The 15,718-nt window shown below is 69.5% G+C and carries 16 protein-coding genes; 7 read left to right on the forward strand and 9 right to left on the reverse strand.

The features are described from left to right. Nucleotides 1–14: 14 nt before the first annotated feature. From LOS78_RS10225 to glmM, 5 genes are all read left to right on the forward strand, one after another. Nucleotides 15–2,576, forward strand: coding sequence for a putative PEP-binding protein (locus LOS78_RS10225; protein ID WP_230378157.1), 2,562 nt, complete (start codon nt 15–17; stop codon nt 2,574–2,576). A 227-nt stretch (nt 2,577–2,803) separates the two neighbouring features. Continuing rightward, a complete protein-coding gene (locus LOS78_RS10230) occupies nt 2,804–3,340 on the forward strand; it encodes a cell wall hydrolase (protein ID WP_028711842.1) in 537 nt (178 codons plus the stop codon). A gap of 83 nt (nt 3,341–3,423) precedes the next feature. Then, nucleotides 3,424–4,206, forward strand: a complete 783-nt coding sequence (locus tag LOS78_RS10235; protein ID WP_230378158.1) for a dihydroneopterin aldolase — start codon at nt 3,424–3,426, stop codon at nt 4,204–4,206. A 44-nt stretch (nt 4,207–4,250) separates the two neighbouring features. Next, a complete protein-coding gene (folP, locus tag LOS78_RS10240; protein WP_230378159.1) occupies nt 4,251–5,222 on the forward strand; it encodes a dihydropteroate synthase in 972 nt (323 codons plus the stop codon). A 10-nt stretch (nt 5,223–5,232) separates the two neighbouring features. Beyond that, nucleotides 5,233–6,576: a phosphoglucosamine mutase gene (gene glmM, locus LOS78_RS10245; protein WP_028711845.1), complete on the forward strand. Its 1,344-nt coding sequence runs from the start codon at nt 5,233–5,235 to the stop codon at nt 6,574–6,576. Between the two features lie 72 nt (nt 6,577–6,648). Here glmM and LOS78_RS10250 read toward each other — a convergent pair whose 3' ends face one another. Genes LOS78_RS10250 through dksA form a run of 3 tightly spaced genes read right to left on the reverse strand, consistent with a single transcriptional unit; the run spans nt 6,649 to nt 8,799 of the window. Next, complete coding sequence (locus LOS78_RS10250) at nt 6,649–7,761, reverse strand: FAD-dependent oxidoreductase (protein ID WP_230378510.1); 1,113 nt, start codon at nt 7,759–7,761, stop codon at nt 6,649–6,651. Next, a complete protein-coding gene (locus LOS78_RS10255) occupies nt 7,758–8,336 on the reverse strand; it encodes a DJ-1/PfpI family protein (RefSeq protein WP_051476448.1) in 579 nt (192 codons plus the stop codon). The genes LOS78_RS10250 and LOS78_RS10255 overlap by 4 nt, the downstream gene beginning before the upstream one ends. 40 nt (nt 8,337–8,376) lie before the next feature. After that, complete coding sequence (dksA, locus tag LOS78_RS10260) at nt 8,377–8,799, reverse strand: RNA polymerase-binding protein DksA (RefSeq protein ID WP_024842929.1); 423 nt, start codon at nt 8,797–8,799, stop codon at nt 8,377–8,379. Between the two features lie 160 nt (nt 8,800–8,959). Between dksA and LOS78_RS10265 the strand changes: the two genes are divergently transcribed. After that, nucleotides 8,960–9,799: a MoxR family ATPase gene (locus LOS78_RS10265; protein ID WP_230378160.1), complete on the forward strand. Its 840-nt coding sequence runs from the start codon at nt 8,960–8,962 to the stop codon at nt 9,797–9,799. A gap of 11 nt (nt 9,800–9,810) precedes the next feature. After that, nucleotides 9,811–10,251 (forward strand): GNAT family N-acetyltransferase, encoded by a 441-nt coding sequence (locus tag LOS78_RS10270; protein WP_028711849.1) that lies wholly within the window; start codon nt 9,811–9,813, stop codon nt 10,249–10,251. Between the two features lie 48 nt (nt 10,252–10,299). Here LOS78_RS10270 and LOS78_RS10275 read toward each other — a convergent pair whose 3' ends face one another. The 6 genes from LOS78_RS10275 to odhB all read right to left on the reverse strand — a co-directional run bounded on the left by LOS78_RS10275 (nt 10,300) and on the right by odhB (nt 15,717). After that, complete coding sequence (locus tag LOS78_RS10275) at nt 10,300–10,794, reverse strand: lytic transglycosylase domain-containing protein (RefSeq protein ID WP_028711850.1); 495 nt, start codon at nt 10,792–10,794, stop codon at nt 10,300–10,302. 146 nt (nt 10,795–10,940) lie between these two features. Continuing rightward, the gene (lpdA, locus tag LOS78_RS10280) at nt 10,941–12,335 is read right to left on the reverse strand and encodes a dihydrolipoyl dehydrogenase (RefSeq protein ID WP_028711851.1); all 1,395 of its coding nucleotides are present in this window, start codon (nt 12,333–12,335) and stop codon (nt 10,941–10,943) included. Nucleotides 12,336–12,383: 48 nt separating this feature from the next. Beyond that, the gene (locus LOS78_RS10285) at nt 12,384–12,776 is read right to left on the reverse strand and encodes an MAPEG family protein (RefSeq protein WP_028711852.1); all 393 of its coding nucleotides are present in this window, start codon (nt 12,774–12,776) and stop codon (nt 12,384–12,386) included. Next, the gene (locus tag LOS78_RS10290; protein ID WP_230378161.1) at nt 12,776–13,030 is read right to left on the reverse strand and encodes a hypothetical protein; all 255 of its coding nucleotides are present in this window, start codon (nt 13,028–13,030) and stop codon (nt 12,776–12,778) included. Before LOS78_RS10290 ends, LOS78_RS10285 begins: the two co-directional genes overlap by 1 nt. A 126-nt stretch (nt 13,031–13,156) precedes the next feature. After that, on the reverse strand, nt 13,157–14,038 hold the full coding sequence (locus tag LOS78_RS10295) for a sulfotransferase family 2 domain-containing protein (protein ID WP_230378162.1): 882 nt from the start codon (nt 14,036–14,038) through the stop codon (nt 13,157–13,159). A gap of 125 nt (nt 14,039–14,163) precedes the next feature. Beyond that, nucleotides 14,164–15,717 carry a 2-oxoglutarate dehydrogenase complex dihydrolipoyllysine-residue succinyltransferase gene (gene odhB, locus LOS78_RS10300; RefSeq protein ID WP_230378163.1) on the reverse strand — a complete coding sequence of 518 codons (1,554 nt, stop codon included), beginning with the start codon at nt 15,715–15,717 and terminating at the stop codon, nt 14,164–14,166. Nucleotide 15,718 lies beyond the last annotated feature (1 nt).

Below are 15,718 nucleotides of genomic sequence, written 5' to 3' on the forward strand. Positions count from 1 at the left end.
AATGTGACGGCATCATGACCGCGCTGACAGATCCCGGAGCCATCGTCGAAATCACCCCCTCGGCGGGGATCCAGACCGCACGCCACGGCTGGCGCGCGAAATGCCTGCAGCGCCTGATCCGCATGGAGCTGCCGGTCCCGACCAGCTTCGCGCTGTCGGCCGAGGCGGTGCGCGCCATCGCCGCCGGCCAGATGCCCGACCGCGCCCGCCTCGCCGCCATCATCGAGCGCGCCGACGGGCTGGTCAGCGTGCGGCCCTCGGCGATGAATCCGGCCTGGGGCGGGCCGGGCACGGTGCTGAACGTCGGCATCAACCACGAATGCCACGCCCGGCTGGTCCAGACCCGCGGCAAGGCGGCGGCGGACGCGATCTATCTGGGCTTCGTGCAATCCTATGCCATCCATGTCGCCCGGCTCGATCCCGACATGTTCTCGGACAGCGAGGGCGGGCTCGACGCGGCGCTGCGCGCCTATGAGGACGAGACGGACGAGGAATTCCCCCAGGACCCGACCCGGCAGCTGGCCGAGGTGCTGCGTAGCATGGCGCGGGCCTGGGACGGGCCGACCGCGCGGCTTCTGCGCCAGGCCAAGGGGGCGCCGGCCATCGCGCCGCTGGGGCTGGTGGTGCAGGACATGGCGCTGGCCATCGGGCCGGGCGTCACCGGCTCGGGCACCATCCAGTTCGTCGACAGCGTGACCGGCGCGCCGCGCATCACCGGCCGGTTCCGCGGCCAGACCCAGGGCCGCTCGAAGGCCGAGGGGGCCGAGACGCTCTACCTGACCCGCGACCCGCGCGGCCCCTCGCTGGAGGAGGCCGCGCCCGAGGTCTTTGCCGATCTGGTCCGGTTCGGGGTCGCCGCCCGCGAAAGGCTGCGCGAGGAGATGCAGATCGAATTCGTCGTCTCGGACAGCCGGCTTTCGATCATCGACGCGGTGCGGGTCATCCGCAGCTCGCGCGCCAGCGTGCGCATCGCCGTGGCGCTGGCCCGCGACGGCATCATCCCGGCGGAAGAGGCGGTGATGCGGGTCGAGCCGCGGGCGCTTTCCGACCTGCTGCACCACCAGGTCGATCCGCGCGCGCCCCGCGACGTCATCGTCCGCGGCATCAATGCCAGCCCCGGCGCCGCCACCGGCCGCATCGTCTTTACCGCCGCCGCCGCCCAGGCCGCCGAGGCGCGGGGCGAGCGCTGCGTGCTGGTGCGTCGCGAGACGGTGCCCGAGGACATCCGCGGCATGCATGCCGCCGTCGCCGTGCTGACCGAGCGCGGCGGCATGACCAGCCATGCCGCGGTGATCGCCCGCGGCATCGGCCTGCCCTGCATCGTCGGCGCCAGCGGCATCTCGATCGACTCGCGCGCCCGGACCATGCTGATCGGCGGGCGCATCTTCCACGAGGGCGAGGAGATCACCATCGACGGCACCTCGGGCGAGGTGCTGGCCGGCGCCGCCGAGATGCTGGAGCCGGCGCTGGACGAAAGCTTCACCCAGCTGCTGGAATGGGCCGACCAGCATTGCCGCATCCGCATCCGCGCCAATGCCGACACGCCCGAGGACGCCCGCACCGCCCGCATGTTCAACGCCCAGGGCATCGGGCTGTGCCGCACCGAGCACATGTTCTTCGACGACGAGCGCCTGCCCGCCATGCGCGAGATGATCTTCGCCGGCAAGCCCGAGGACCGCCGCCTGTCGCTGGAACGCCTGCTGCCGATGCAGCGCAGCGATTTCGCCAAGCTGTTCGAGATCATGGCCGGCCTGCCGGTCACCATCCGGCTCTTCGACCCGCCGCTGCACGAATTCCTGCCCCATGACCGCGAGGGGATGCGGGAACTGGCCGAATCGCTGGACCTGCCGCTGTCGGACGTCACCCGCCGGGTCGAGGCGCTGTCGGAATTCAACCCGATGCTGGGCATGCGCGGCGTGCGGCTGGGGATCACCGTGCCCGAGATCTATGACATGCAGGCCCGCGCCATCTTCGAGGCCACCATCGAGGCCAGCCACAACGGCGCGCCGGTGGTGCCCGAGATCATGATCCCGCTGGTCAGCGCCCGGCGCGAGGTCGAGCTGGTCAAGACCCGCATCGACGCCGTGGCCGCCGCCGTCCGCAACGAGACGCGCAAGGATTTCACCTATCGGCTGGGCGTCATGGTGGAGACGCCGCGCGCCGCGCTGCGCGCCGGCGACATCGCCGAGCATTCCGCTTTCCTGTCCTTCGGCACCAACGACCTGACGCAGATGACCTACGGCCTGTCGCGCGACGATGCCGGCCGCTTCATGGGCATCTATGTCAACCAGGGCGTCTATTCCGAGGATCCGTTCCATATCCTCGACCGCGACGGGGTGGGCGAGCTGGTGGCCATCGGCGCCGAGCGCGCCCGCAGCCACAAACCCGACATCACCATTTCGGTCTGCGGCGAGCATGGCGGCAATCCGGAATCCATCGCCTTCTGCCTGCGGGCCGGGGTGAACTATGTCTCCTGCTCGCCCTTCCGGGTGCCGGTGGCGCGCCTTGCTGCAGCGCAGGAATCGATTCTCATGGCGCGGGAAGAGACGGAATCCCAGGCCTGGTTCGGGTCCTAGGCCCGGCCGGTTTTGGCCGGAATCTGCCCGTTAACCTTTTTGTCGTCGGCGGGTTTCCGCCAAAATCATTTAAAATCAAGCGAATCGCGCCGCTCACGCCCATGTGGGCTGGATAGGGGCGTCCTGTTTCGGGCCTTTAACGCCAGACCGCCGCCCGCGAGGGAACCTCGGGGCGGCCCTTCCGACGAAACAGACCGGGCCGGACCCGGACCGAAAACAGGACCAACATGTCGATTAGCAAGTCATGGCTGGCGCGCGTTTCCGTGTGTGTGGCTGTCGCCTTTTCCCCTGTCGCAACCGTTCCGGCCCTTGCCGATGGGCAGCACCAGGTCGCCTATGAAACCAAGACCGGCCGCGCCCGTCAGGCCGCCGTGCAGATCAACCCCACCGACCTGCAATGCCTGGCCGAGGCGCTGTATTTCGAGGCGCGCGGCGAAGGCGTCCAAGGCCAGAAGGCCGTGGCCGAGGTGATCCTGAACCGCGTCGATCACCCGCGTTTCCCCAAGACCGTCTGCGGCGTGGTGAACCAGCGCGGCCAGTTCACCTATAACAAGAACGCCCGCATCCGCGAAAAGGGCACCTATGCCCGGGTGCAGAAGGTCGCCATGGCGGCGCTGGCCGGTGCGCCGCGCACGCTGACCAACGGCGCGACCTATTTCCATGCCCGGGGCGTCAGCCCCTCCTGGGCCAAGCGTTTCGAACGCACGACCCGCATCGGCAGCCATACCTTCTATCGCTCGGATCGCCGGCTGGCCGCGAACTGAGCCCGCGGGCTGACGCATTCCTTCTGTGGATTCCGCGGTCCCGTCTCTTGCGGCGGGGCCGTTTTCCTGAAAACACGGGCGGTATGGACCAGCCTGACCGTATCCACCTGCGCGATTACATCCTTTCGGCCGAGATCGGCGCGTTCCAGACCGAGCGCGGGCATCCGCAGCGGCTGCGCTTCAACATCGATGTCGAGCTGGCGACCCATGTCGTCGGCGTGAACGACGAGGTGGACCGAATCCTCAGCTATGACATCCTGACCGGCGCCGTGGCGGCCGGGCTGGCGGATCGCCGCTACGACCTGCTGGAAACGCTGGCCGAGAAAATCGCCGCGCAGATCCTCGCCCATCCGCGCGCCGCACAGGTCTCGGTCACGGTCGAGAAGCTGGACCGCATCCCTGGCGCCCTGGGCGTGACGCTGGTGCGCCGCCAGGCGCGGGTCGAGGCCGACGACGTCGCCGCGCCGATCCGGGTGGTCTTTCACGGCCGCGACATGGCGCTGCCCGAAGGCGCGGTGGCGCTGGTCCCGGACGCCCCGCGCCTGCCCCTGCCGCAGGGCGGCAATTCGCGCGAGATCGAGCTGCTGGCGCTGGACCAGGCCGCCTGGGCCCTGGCCGGCCACCTGGGCCTGACCGTCGCCGACAGCCGCACCGAGCTGGACTGGGCGGCGAGCGAGGGCCGTGCCGTGGTCTGGGCCCCGGCCCGCATGGTGCGCGACGTGGCCGGGCTGGCACCCGAACCGCAGGCGCTGGCGCTGTGGCTGGCCGAGCGGCTGGGGGCGAGCCGGCTGGACTGGGCTCTACCCCAGGATGCGGCGGAGCCGGCCGTGCCGGCGGGTTTTCGCATTCCGACCGGGCGCATCTGATCTTCGCGCTTGAATCGGCAGCCGGCCGGCGTAGAGACCGGAGCATGACCGATTATTTCCGCCCCATCCCTTGCGAGACGGGCCGCTGGCGACTGGCCGGCGGCTGGCTGCGCTTCTCGCAATTCGAGCTTCTGCGGCGCGGCGAGCCGCCGCGCGTGGTGGACGCCGCCCCCGAGGCGGTGCTGGCGGCGCTGACCGCGCCGCGCGCGCCGCTGCTGGGCCTGACCATGGATCGCCCGCGCATCATGGGCATCGTCAACGCCACGCCCGACAGCTTCTCGGATGGCGGGGCCTATGACGGGGCGGCGCAGGCGCGGCTGCTGGCCGGGCAGGGGGCCGAGATCCTCGATATCGGCGGCGAATCGACCCGGCCGGGCGCCCGCGAGGTGCCGGTGGCCGAAGAGATCGCCCGCGTTACCCCCGCCATCGCCGCGGGCCGCGCACTGGCGGCGGTGTCGATCGACACCCGCAAGGCCGAGGTGGCGCGGGCCGCCATCGCGGCAGGCGCGGGGCTGGTCAACGACGTTTCGGGCTTCGATTTCGATCCGGCCATGGCGGCGACGGTCGCGGCGGCGGGCGTGCCGGTCTGCCTGATGCATGCCCAAGGCATCCCCGAGACGATGCAGGACAATCCGACCTATGGCGACGTGCTGCTGGACGTCTATGACGCCCTGGCCGAGCGCATCGCCCGGGCCGAGGCGGCGGGCATTCCCCGCGACAGGATCGTGATCGATCCGGGCATTGGTTTCGGCAAGACGCAGGCGCATAATCTGGCGATCCTGCGGCGGATCTCGGTCTATCACGGGCTGGGCTGCGCCGTGCTGCTGGGGGTTTCGCGCAAGCGGTTCATCGGCAGCCTCGGCGGGGCCGAGCATCCGGCGGACCGGGTGGCGGGCACGCTGGCGGTGACGCTGGCGGGGATCGCGCAGGGCATACAGATCCACCGCGTCCATGACGTGGCGGAAACACGGCAGGGCCTCGCCCTCTGGCGGGCCGTGACCACAGAAACGAGTTGAGCGGGGCAAGATGAGCAGGAAACTTTTCGGCACCGACGGCGTCCGGGGCCGCGCCAATACCCATCCGATGACGGCCGAGATGGCGCTGCGCCTGGGCGCCGCCGCCGGCCGCTATTTCCGCCGCAACGGCGAGGATCACCACCGCGTCGTCATCGGCAAGGACACCCGCCTGTCCGGCTATATGCTGGAGAACGCGCTGACCGCCGGGCTGACCTCGACAGGCATGAACGTGCTGCTGCTGGGTCCGGTGCCGACGCCGGCGGTGGGCTATCTCACCCGCTCGATGCGGGCGGATGTGGGCATCATGATCTCGGCCAGCCACAACCCGGCGCAGGACAACGGCATCAAGTTCTTCGGTCCCGACGGCTTCAAGCTTTCGGACGAGGCCGAGGCCGAGATCGAGAGCATCGTGGCGGGCGAGATCATTCCGGCCCAGCCGCAGAATATCGGCCGCGCCAAGCGCATCGACGACGGGCGCGGCCGCTATGTCGAATATGCCAAGACCACCTTTCCGGCCGGGCACCGGCTGGACGGGCTGAAGGTGGTGGTGGACTGCGCCAACGGCGCCGCCTATCGCGCCGCGCCGGACGTGCTGTGGGAACTGGGCGCCGAGGTGATCCCGCTGGGGGTTTCCCCGAACGGCCACAACATCAATGACGGCCTCGGCTCGACCCATCCCGAAGCCTGCGCCCGCGCGGTGCTGGAGCACGGCGCCGACATGGGCATCAGCCTGGACGGCGATGCCGACCGGGTGATGATCGTCGACGAAAAGGGCCAGGTGGCGGATGGCGACCAGATCATGGCGCTGCTGGCCGACCGCTGGGCGGCGCAGGGCCGGCTGCGCGGCGGGGCGCTGGTGGCGACGGTGATGTCGAACCTGGGGCTCGAACGGTTCTTGCAAGGCCGCGGGCTGCGGCTGGAGCGCACTGCCGTCGGCGACCGCTACGTGGTCGAGCGGATGCGCGGCGCGGGCTTCAACCTGGGGGGCGAGCAGTCGGGCCATATCGTGATGACCGATTACGCCACTACCGGCGACGGGCTGATCGCCAGCCTGCAATTCCTGGCGGCGCTGTCGGATAGCGACCGGCCGGCCTCGGAGCTGGTGGCGCAGTTCGAGCCGGTGCCGCAGCTGCTGAAGAACGTGCGCTATGCCGCCGGCGCCGATCCGCTGTCGGTCGAGGCGGTCAAGGCCGAGATCGCCCGCGCCGAGGCGCGGCTGGACGGCTGCGGCCGGGTGCTGATCCGCAAGTCCGGCACCGAGCCCCTGATCCGGGTCATGGCCGAGGCCGAGGACGAGACCGTGCTGCGCGAGGTCGTGGAGGGTATCGTCGCGGCGGTGGAGCGGGCGGCCTGATCGTCTGCGCGGGCCGTGCCGGTGGCGGCCTTGGCATGGGTATTTGGGAAACAGAGAAGTGCAGGCGCGGTGTCAGACCGCCGTCGGGTCGTAATCGTAGAGCCAGGCGAAACGCTCGATCAGCCGGGCCGGGGCGAGGCGCGAGACGGCGCGCAGCCCGGCATGGGCGACGGCGCGGGTCGGGCCGCGCAGGTGGTAGTTGCGGGCATTGGCATTCGCCGCCTCGACGATGCGCTGGCAGCGCGGCTGGCGCAGGGACTGGAAGCGCGCCAGTGCGGTTTCCTGATCCGGGCCGGCATCGAGGCAGGCGGCCAGCACCCAGGCATCCTCGATCGCCATGACCGCGCCCTGGGCCATGAAGGGCAGGGTCGGATGCGCGGCATCGCCGATCAGCGCCCGCTTGCCGTCCTGCCAATGCGCGGCGACCGGGTGGCGGAAGAGGCCCCAGATGCCGACCCGCTCGACCCGTTCCAGCCAGCCGGGCACCGGGCCGCCGAAGCGGGCGAAGGCGGCGCGCAGCTCGGCCGGATCGCCGGGGATCGACCAGCCTTCCTCGTGCCAGTCGGGACGTTCGACCACGGCGACGATATTGCGCTGGCCCTGGCCCAGCGGATAGCTGACCAGATGCCGGCCCGGCCCCATGAAGACCTGCGCCGCCGCCGCGGCATCGGCCTCGGCCGGGATCAGCGCCCGCCAGGCGGTCTGGCCGGTGAAGAAGGGGGCCTCGGCGCCGTTCAACGCCGGGCGCAGGCGGCTTTTCACCCCGTCGGCGCCGATCAGCAGCGGCATGTCGGGCAGGTCGGTCACGTCATGGCCCAGCTCGATCCGGGCGCCGGCCTCGCGTGCCGCCTGTTCCAGCAGCGCGACCAGCCGGGCGCGGTGGACAAGGCGGAAACGGTCCTGCGGGCGGTATCGGGCCAGATCCAGCACCGCGACCGGCCGGCCGGCGGAATCGCGCAGCTCGACCCGTTGCGAGGGCACCGAGATCGCCCGGAAGCGCGGCCACAGCCCCAGCGCCTCGATCACCCGCACCGCGTTGGGCGAGATCTGCAGGCCCGCGCCGACCTCGCGCAGCGCGCCGGCGCGTTCCAGCACCGTCACGGCAAAGCCGCGCTGCGCCAGCGCGCAGGCCGCGGTCAGGCCGGCGATGCCGGCGCCGATGATGGTGACGGGGGGCCGGGTCAGCGGCGCACCTCGGCGCTGGCGATGGCAAGGAATTCGTCCAGCCTGTCCTGCGGCAGGCCGGCGGCGCGCAGCACCTCGGCGGCGAAGGTCACGGGCGCGGTGCCGGGCGCGGTGATGATGCCGCCATCGGCCACGGCATGCGGCAGGTCGCGGTAATGGTCGGCCGCGTCATAGCCGGGCAGCCAGTGGCGCAGGAAATCGAGCCCGTTCGAGGTGTGGTCGCGCCCGTCCAGAAGCCCGGCGCGGCCGAGCGCCAGGGTGCCGGCGCAGATCCCGGCGACAGTCTGGCCGCGGCCATGTGCCGCGCGCAGCATCTCGGCCAGGTCGGGGGGCGCTTCGCCCGTCCAGCTTTCGCCGCCGCAAAGCACGATCACCTCGTCCTCGCGCGGCACCGCATCCTCGAGCCCGGTCACCGTCAGCCCGCCCATCGAGCGGACCGTGCCGCCGCCCGGCGTGACGTGGCGGACCCTCAGACCGTAGAAATCCCCGCCGATACCGGAGATCAGCGGGGTTTCCCAATCCGCGAACCTGTCCAGGAACAGGATCATCACGGGTTTCAGGCTTGTCTCCGGCATGCTTGCTCCCTCGGGTTGCGAGGCCGGGGCGGCTGCGGGCTCAGTCGTCGCGATGCACGCGCTCGCGCCGCTCGTGGCGCTCCTGCGCCTCCAGCGTCATGGTGGCGATGGGCCGCGCGTCCAGCCGCTTGAGGCTGATCGGCTCTCCGGTCATTTCGCAATAGCCGTATTCGCCGGTCTCGATGCGGCGCAGGGCCGCGTCGATCTTGGCGACCAGCTTGCGCTGGCGGTCGCGGGTGCGCAGCTCCAGCGAGCGGTCGGTTTCCTCGGAGGCGCGGTCGGCCAGGTCGGGCACGTTGCGGGCGCTGTCCTGCAGACCTTCCAATGTCTCGGCGGACTGGTCGAGCAGCTCCTGCTTCCATGCGATCAGCTTGCGGCGGAAATATTCGAGTTGCCGCTCGTTCATGAAAGGTTCGTCTTCGGCGGGGCGATAATCTTCGGGCAGAAAGGTCTGGGCTTTCATCGTTCCTCCGGGAGCCGGGCGACTGGATGCCCGATCCTTGCGGCCCCCTTAAAGTATGGCAGACCAATTGTCACTAGGCCATTCCGACAGGTTTCGCCCGCGGCTTGCGAAGCCGGCGGCTGCTGGCTAGGGTCGCGCAGATTGCGCAAAGGACAGGCGGATGCAGTTTTCCTCGACCGAAACCTATGTGGCGCCCGCGGATCTGGCGATGGCCGTGAACGCGGCGATCACGCTGGAACGCCCCCTGCTGGTCAAGGGCGAGCCGGGCACCGGCAAGACCGAGCTGGCGCGGCAGGTTGCCGCAAGCCTGGACCTGCCCATCGTCGAATGGAACGTGAAATCGACCACCCGCGCGCAGCAGGGGCTTTACGAATACGATGCCGTGTCGCGGCTGCGCGACAGCCAGCTGGGCGAGGCGCGGGTTCACGATATCGCGAACTATATCCGCAAGGGCAAGCTGTGGCAGGCTTTCGAGGCGCCGGGCAAGGTCGTGCTGCTGATCGACGAGATCGACAAGGCTGACATCGAGTTCCCGAACGACCTGCTGCAGGAGCTCGACCGCATGGAGTTCCATGTCTACGAGACCGGCGAGACGGTGGTGGCCCGGCACCGGCCGGTGGTCATCATCACCTCGAACAACGAGAAGGAACTGCCGGACGCCTTCCTGCGCCGCTGCTTCTTCCACTATATCCGCTTTCCCGACGCCGAAACGCTGAAGCGCATCGTCGAGGTGCATTATCCCGGCCTCAAGCGCCGCATCCTGGACGAGGCGCTGAGCCAGTTCCTGGAACTGCGCGAGGTGCAGGGGCTGAAGAAGAAGCCCTCGACCAGCGAGCTTCTGGACTGGCTCAAGCTGATCCTGGCCGAGGACCTGTCGCCCGAGGACCTGAAGCGCCCGGCCGGCGAGATGTTGCCCCGGCTGCACGGCGCGCTTTTGAAGAACGAACAGGACGTGGCGCTGTTCGAGCGGCTGGCCTTCATGGCCCGCCGTCAACGCTGAGGGCGGCAGCGATGATCCGCGCGCTTCGCCCCGAGGATCGCAAGGGCTGGCAGCGGCTCTACGAGGGGTATCAGGCCTTTTACGGCTTCGACGACCGGCCGCCGTCCTTTTACGACCGCGCCTTTGCCCGGCTGATGGCGCGCGATCCGCGCGACTTCCACGGGCTGGTGGCCGAGTCGGACGGGCGGCTGCTGGGGCTGACGCATTACGTCTTTCACCCGAACCTGTGGCGCGACGAAGGGGTCTGCTATCTGCAGGACCTGTTCACCGCACCCGAGGCGCGCGGCCGCGGCATCGCCCGCGCCCTGATCGAGGCCGTCTATGCCGAGGCCGACCGGGCCGGCGTCCCCGCCGTCTATTGGCTGACGGCCGAGGACAACTATCCCGGCCGCATGCTCTACGACCGGGTTGGCCAGAAGTCGCCCTTCATCCGCTACAACCGCAAGCTGTAATGCAAAGGGCGGCCCGAAGGCCGCCCCCGCGATCCGCTGTCCCTCGCCTTAGCGCAGGCCGGTGGCTTCCAGCAGGCCCTTGCGCTTGGCCTCGTAGTAATAGCCGCGGGCATACCATTTCACCGCGGCATCCTTGTTGCCGTCGGCGACCATATAGGCGCCGCGCAGGTATTTGACGCCGTATTTCAGGTTCGTCTCGGCATCCAGCAGCCCGGCGGGCGAGCCGCGATAGCCCATGCCCCGCGCGGTGGCGGGCAGGATCTGCATCAGCCCGTAATAGGGGCCGTTGCGGGCGCCGGGGCGATGGGTCGATTCGCGGATGATGACGCGCTGCACCAGATCGACGGGCACATCGTATTCCGCGGCATATTTGTGGATGAGCCGGCGCAGCTCCGGTGTCTCGTTCGGGTGCAGCGCAGCGACCTGGGCCGCCGAGGCGCGGGGTTCGACCAGATAGCGGCGGTCGGGATCGACCCGATTGTCGCCGCAGGCGCTGACAGCCAGAACGCCGCTCAGCGCCAACAGTGCGATAATGGATTTCATGACTGCCCCTTGGCTTTTCATTGCCCGAAGGATTAGCCACAGCCGCCGGAGTCGGGGAATGCAAAAGAAAGGGCCGCCCGGTTCGGGGCGGCCCATCGGCGGATTATTGCCGCAGCGCGGCGGCGGTTTCGGTGAAGTTCCGCCGATCAGGCGTGAATTGCGCCGTCGCCGCAGGCCAGCGCCGCCTCGCGCACCGCTTCCGAACAGGTCGGATGCGCGTGGCAGGTCAGGGCGATGTCCTGGGCCGCAGCGCCGAATTCCATCGCCACGCAGATCTCGTGGATCATCTCGCCGGCATTCGGGCCGATGATGTGGCAGCCCAGGACCCGGTCGGTTTCCGCATCGGCGATCAGCTTGACGAAGCCCTCGGCCTGGAACAGGGCCTTGGCGCGGGCATTGCCCATGAAGGGGAACTTGCCGACCTTGACCTTGCGGCCGCTTTCCTTCGCGGCCTCTTCGGTCAGGCCGACCGAGGCGACCTCCGGCGTGGTATAGATCACGCCGGGGATGACGTCATAGTTCACATGGCCATGCTTGCCGGCGATGACTTCGGCCACCGCCATGCCCTCGTCCTCGGCCTTGTGGGCCAGCATCGGGCCGGGCACCGCGTCGCCGATGGCGTAGATGCCCTTGACGCTGGTCTGCCAATGCTGGTCGATCTGGACGAAGCCGCGATCGGTCAGCGCGACGCCGAGCTTGTCGAGGCCCAGCCCGGCGAGATAGGGGCGGCGGCCGGTGGCGACCAGCACGCATTCGGCCTTGATCTCATGCTCGCTGTCGTCCTTGCGCAGCTTGTATTTGACCTCGGCCTTGCCCTTCTCGACCTCGACCTCGGACACGGCGGCGCCCAGGACGAATTTCAGCCCCTGTTTCGCCAGGATGCGCTGGAACTGCTTTTGCACCTCGCCGTCCATGCCGGGGGTGATGGCGTCCAGGAACTCGACCACCGTCACCTCGGCGCCCAGCCGGGCATAGACCGAGCCCAGCTCCAGCCCGATCACCCCGGCGCCGATCACCACCATCGACTTGGGGATCTTCGGCAGCGACAGGGCGCCGGTGGAATCGACGACGATGCCGGCCGCGTTGTCGACCTCGACCCCCTTCAGGCTGGCCGGTTCCGAGCCGGTGGCGATGACGATGTTCTTCGTCTCGTGGACGGTGTCGCCGACCTTGACCTTGCCGGGCGCCTCGATGCTTGCCCAGCCCTTCAGCCAGTCGATCTTGTTCTTCTTGAACAGGAACTCGATGCCCTTGGTGTTGCCGCCGACCGTCTCGGCCTTGTAGCCCTGCATCTTCTGCCAGTCGACCTTCGGCGCGGCGCCGACCAGGCCCATCTTCTCGAAATTCTCATGCGTCTCGTGCAGCATGTGGCTGGCATGCAAAAGCGCCTTCGAGGGGATGCAGCCGACGTTCAGGCAGGTGCCGCCCAGGGTCTCGCGCCCCTCGACGCAGGCGACCTTCAGCCCCAGCTGGGCGGCGCGGATCGCGCAGACATAGCCGCCGGGTCCGGCGCCGATCACGATCAGGTCATAGGTGGACATTCGGGTCTCCTTGCAGTTCGCGGCGCGCCTTCGGCGCCGCCATTCGAGTCAGGTGAACAAAGCGGTCAGGATCATCGCCAGCGTGGCGACGAACCCCGCCGCCCAGATGACCGAGCGCCAGGGCGACCAGCCAAAGGCATAGGCGGGGATGTAGAGCAGCCGGGCCAGCAGATAGGTCCAGGCGCAAAGCACGGTCAGGGGCGAGCCGGCATCGCCCAGCACCACCAGAAGCACGGCGATGGTGAACAGGATCAGCCCCTCGAAATGGTTGTCCACCGCGCGGCGCAGCCGCCCGGTCAGGGCCGAGAATTCCGGCTGCCGGTCGCGCGGGCTGGCGTTCCATTTCGCGCCGACGTCGCGGTTCATCGAGGCGGCGGCCAGGCCGATCTGCACGGCCTGCAGCAAGGCGGCCAGCGCCAGCGCGGTGGTCTCGGCCGCCATCAGGCGGTCTCGACGAAATGGAACGCGGTGGCCGAGACGCCGGCCTGGCTGTTGAAGACCCCCGCCGCGCCCTCCAGATAGGCCTTGGCGGCCGCGGCGTCCTGCACCTGGAACAGCGCCCAGGCGCTCTGGTCGCTTTCGCGCCAGAGCTGCAGCAGCGACAGGCCGTTATTGCCGCGATCCTCGGCATCGGCGTCGAAAGCGGTCTTGAAGGCGGCGTAACCCGCGACGGTGTAATGCGCGATCATCTGCATGGCTTCAGTCCTTTCAGCTTTTTGCTGCCCTGCCGGGGGCAAGTTTCGACCTGCCGTTCAACGGAACGGCCGCTGCCTGGGTTGCCTTGAGCCGCGCCGCGCCGGCCGGGAAGGGGGAAAGACGCATCAGCGATCCCCCGGATCATAGCCCAGCCAATCGAAATCGGCGGCATAGAGCGCCCGGATGGCTGCCCGGTTCCCGGCGCTCAGCAGGGCGGCGCGGTCGCTGCGATGATGCTGCCGGTTCGAGGCGGTGCCGGCGGCATCCCCCGGCAGCGGGCGATCCAGCCGCGCGGCTAGCGCGGCGAAAAAGCCCGGCATGTCCTCGACCCGCCCGACCAGGTCGGGGCGGAACAGCGCGGGCCGGACGTTCTCGATCTGCGGGCGCCAATGCGGGTCGATTGCGGCGGCGCCGGCCTGGGCGCGGATGCATGCCACATAGTCCAGAAACCGCGCGAAGCCCTGTTCCGTGCGCGGATGCCGGGACCAGTCGAAGCCGACCAGGGCGTTCATGCGCAGCCGGTCCGCCGCGAACCAGCCATGGCGCAGCTCATGCGAGCGGCAGAGATAGTCGAAGGCCGAAAGCGCGCGGTCCAGCGGATGGCGGACCGTGGTGATCCGCAGCGCCGCCGCCAGCCGCGCGGCGGCTTCGGGAATGGCGAGGGCCGGGCGCAGGATGCCGGCCGGCCCCTGCAGGTAATGCACGACCGCGTCGGAATTGATGTCGCCGGGCACGTCCCATTCCGCGGTCAGGGGAACCCCGAATTCCAGCCGGAACAACAGCCTCCGGGCCGAGCTGGTGCCGGATTTGCCGTTGTTCAGGAAGGCCCAGCGCAGGCTGGCGGGCATGTGGATGCTGCGCAGGAACTGCGCCGCCGCATCGGCGGTGGGAAAGTCCTGCGGATGGGCACGCCGCATGGCCTCGGCCTGCGCGGTGGCGGGACCGGGGGGCAGCGCCGGGCCAAGGAAGACCGATCCGGCCGGGAGGGTCGCCGCGTCCTCAGCCATGCGCCGCACTCCGCGCGGGAGGCGGGACCGGCAAGACGCGGCGGATCGGGGTGACGATGGCAGGGGACGGCGACATGGAACCCGGCAATGAGGAAGGGGGCGGCCGAAGCCGCGCCCCAAAGCGATCACAGATCCATCAGCAGGCGGCGCGGATCCTCCAGCGCCTCCTTGACGCGCACGAGGAAGGTCACGGCGCCCTTGCCGTCCACGATGCGGTGGTCGTAGCTCAGCGCCAGATACATCATCGGGCGGATGGTGATCTGGCCATCGACGACGACCGGCCGCTCCTGGATCTTGTGCATGCCCAGGATGCCCGATTGCGGCGGGTTCAGGATCGGCGAGGACATCAGCGAGCCGTAGACGCCGCCGTTCGAGATGGTGAAGGTGCCGCCCTGCATCTCGGCCATGGTCAGCTTGCCGTCGCGGGCGCGCAGCCCCAGCTCGGCGATCTCCTTCTCGATCTGGGCGAAGCTCTTCTGGTCGGCGTCGCGCACCACCGGGACCACCAGGCCGGTCGGGGTGCCGACCGCCACGCCCATGTGGACGAAGTTCTTGTAGACGATGTCGCCGCCGTCGATCTCGGCATTGACCTCGGGCACCTCCTTCAGCGCGTGGCAGCAGGCCTTCACGAAGAAGGACATGAAGCCCAGCTTGACCTTGTGCTTCTTCTCGAACTGGTCCTTGTAGGTGTTGCGCAGGTCCATGATGCCCTTCATGTCCACCTCGTTATAGGTGGTCAGCATCGCGGCGGTGTTCTGCGCATCCTTCAGGCGGCGGGCGATGGTGGCGCGCAGGCGGGTCATCTTGACCCGCTCCTCGCGCGCCGCGTCGTCGGCCGAGCTGGGCGCGCGCGGGGCCTGGGCCGGGGCAGGGGCGGGCGAGGCGGCAGGCGCCGGGGCCGCGGCGGCGCGGGCCACGTCCTCTTTCATCACCCTTCCGTCGCGGCCGGTGCCGGTCACGGCGTCGCGGCTGACGCCGGCCTCGGCCATGGCCTTCTTGGCCGAGGGCGCGTCCTCGACATCCTTGCGGGCGGCGGGCGTTTCCGGACCGGCGCCCGGCGACTGCACGGCGGCCGCGGCCGCGGCAGGCGCTTCGGCCTTGGGCGCCGATGCGGCGCCGGCCGCGCCCTCGGTGATGATCGCCAGCCGGGCGCTGGCCTCGACCGTCGCGCCCTCGGGGGCCAGGATCTCGGCCAGGACGCCCGCCGCCGGGGCGGGAACCTCGACCGAGACCTTGTCGGTCTCGAGCTCGCACAGCATCTCGTCCTGCGCGACGCTGTCGCCGACCTTCTTGAACCAGGTCGCCACCGTGGCTTCGGTCACGCTTTCGCCCAGGGTGGGCACCATCACATCGACGGATTTTCCGCTCATCTTCGTCTGTCCTTCCTGAGCCTTCGTGCCCGCATCAGCCTTGGGCAACATTTCTTCCGGGCCGGCATCGCCCTGTTCCATGATCTGCGCGAGCAGCGCATTGGGCGCGACCACCGTGCCCTCGGGGGCGACGATCTCGGCCAGTTTTCCGGCAACGGGCGAGGGCACCTCGACCGTCACCTTGTCGGTTTCCAGCTCGCACAGCATTTCATCCACGGCGACGCGGTCGCCCGGTTTCTTGAACCAGGTGGCCACCGTCGCCTCGGATACCGATTCCCCAAGCGTGGGGACGCGCAGTTCCACTGCCATG

Source organism: Paracoccus sp. MA (assembly GCF_020990385.1).
Classification (GTDB): Bacteria; Pseudomonadota; Alphaproteobacteria; order Rhodobacterales; family Rhodobacteraceae; genus Paracoccus.

Bases quoted from the DNA above. Each gene is read 5' to 3' on its own strand.
- LOS78_RS10225 (WP_230378157.1), top strand. From the start codon at position 15: ATGACCGCGCTGACAGATCCCGGAGCCATCGTCGAAATCACCCCCTCG.
- LOS78_RS10230 (WP_028711842.1), top strand. From the start codon at position 2,804: ATGTCGATTAGCAAGTCATGGCTGGCGCGCGTTTCCGTGTGTGTGGCT.
- LOS78_RS10235 (WP_230378158.1), top strand. From the start codon at position 3,424: ATGGACCAGCCTGACCGTATCCACCTGCGCGATTACATCCTTTCGGCC.
- folP (WP_230378159.1), top strand. From the start codon at position 4,251: ATGACCGATTATTTCCGCCCCATCCCTTGCGAGACGGGCCGCTGGCGA.
- glmM (WP_028711845.1), top strand. From the start codon at position 5,233: ATGAGCAGGAAACTTTTCGGCACCGACGGCGTCCGGGGCCGCGCCAAT.
- LOS78_RS10255 (WP_051476448.1), bottom strand. From the start codon at position 8,336: ATGCCGGAGACAAGCCTGAAACCCGTGATGATCCTGTTCCTGGACAGG.
- dksA (WP_024842929.1), bottom strand. From the start codon at position 8,799: ATGAAAGCCCAGACCTTTCTGCCCGAAGATTATCGCCCCGCCGAAGAC.
- LOS78_RS10265 (WP_230378160.1), top strand. From the start codon at position 8,960: ATGCAGTTTTCCTCGACCGAAACCTATGTGGCGCCCGCGGATCTGGCG.
- LOS78_RS10270 (WP_028711849.1), top strand. From the start codon at position 9,811: ATGATCCGCGCGCTTCGCCCCGAGGATCGCAAGGGCTGGCAGCGGCTC.
- LOS78_RS10275 (WP_028711850.1), bottom strand. From the start codon at position 10,794: ATGAAATCCATTATCGCACTGTTGGCGCTGAGCGGCGTTCTGGCTGTC.
- lpdA (WP_028711851.1), bottom strand. From the start codon at position 12,335: ATGTCCACCTATGACCTGATCGTGATCGGCGCCGGACCCGGCGGCTAT.
- LOS78_RS10285 (WP_028711852.1), bottom strand. From the start codon at position 12,776: ATGGCGGCCGAGACCACCGCGCTGGCGCTGGCCGCCTTGCTGCAGGCC.
- LOS78_RS10290 (WP_230378161.1), bottom strand. From the start codon at position 13,030: ATGCAGATGATCGCGCATTACACCGTCGCGGGTTACGCCGCCTTCAAG.
- LOS78_RS10295 (WP_230378162.1), bottom strand. From the start codon at position 14,038: ATGGCTGAGGACGCGGCGACCCTCCCGGCCGGATCGGTCTTCCTTGGC.
- odhB (WP_230378163.1), bottom strand. From the start codon at position 15,717: ATGGCAGTGGAACTGCGCGTCCCCACGCTTGGGGAATCGGTATCCGAG.